General features: G+C 47.3%; 2 protein-coding genes. One reads left to right on the top strand and one right to left on the bottom strand.

The window, feature by feature from the left end:
• On the top strand, positions 1-560 hold a 560-nt coding region (locus tag A3729_RS13250; RefSeq protein WP_068633978.1), incomplete at its 5' end, for a glutathione S-transferase.
• Here the strand turns inward: A3729_RS13250 and A3729_RS13255 are convergent.
• A partial coding sequence (locus A3729_RS13255; RefSeq protein WP_231877439.1) for a DsbA family protein occupies positions 557-797 on the bottom strand: 241 nt, incomplete at its 5' end. The two genes, A3729_RS13250 and A3729_RS13255, sit on opposite strands and share 4 nt — an antisense overlap.

A 797-nucleotide genomic window follows, 5' to 3' on the forward strand; every position in this document is an offset into this window, starting at 1 on the left:
TTTTTGAAGAAAATACCCATCAGCGCCTCGCGGATTACTCCCCCACCTTCAAAGTTCCTGTACTGATTGATGACAAGGAAGGTAAGGACCTTACAGTCTGGGACTCATTGGCAATTTGTGAGTATGTTTCCGAGCAATATCTTAAAGGTAAAGGCTGGCCTGAAGACCCAAGTGACAGAGCCACTGCCCGAGCCTACTGCGCTGAAATGCACTCAGGTTTTCCAGCCTTAAGAAGCGCCCTGCCTATGAACTGCCGGGCTACTCGTAAAGTCAACCTCCATGAGGACTGCATTAAGGATATTCAACGCATCGACGGCATGTGGCAAGATGCGCTCAACCGCCATGATGGCGATTGGTTGTTTGGAGAGTTCTCCATTGCCGACTGCATGTTTGCTCCGGTTGCTTCCCGTTTTGCGACTTATCAAATTGAAGTATCGGATACCAGCAGAGCTTATATCGACCGCTTGCTTACCCTACCTTCAATGAAGCATTGGTACGAAGCAGCCCTAAAAGAAAAAGAAGTGATCGGAGAAGGTGAAGCCGGCACCGACGTAGACTAGCACCAGCTCGCTTCATAGCCCGGTTTCGACAAGACCTCTTTAATATTGGCTCGTAATATTCGGTAACCAACGTTTCCAAAGAGTTCTTGTCGACCATTATTCATAATCCATGAAGGACTGCCTTTAATATTCAGTTCTGCTGCTTTCTGATAGTCGCTCATCAATAGTGCTGCCGCATCACCTTCATCAATCAAGGTTTTTAATGCATCGCTATCCATACCACTTTGCTTAGCCAGC

This window comes from Oleiphilus sp. HI0043 (assembly GCF_001634935.1).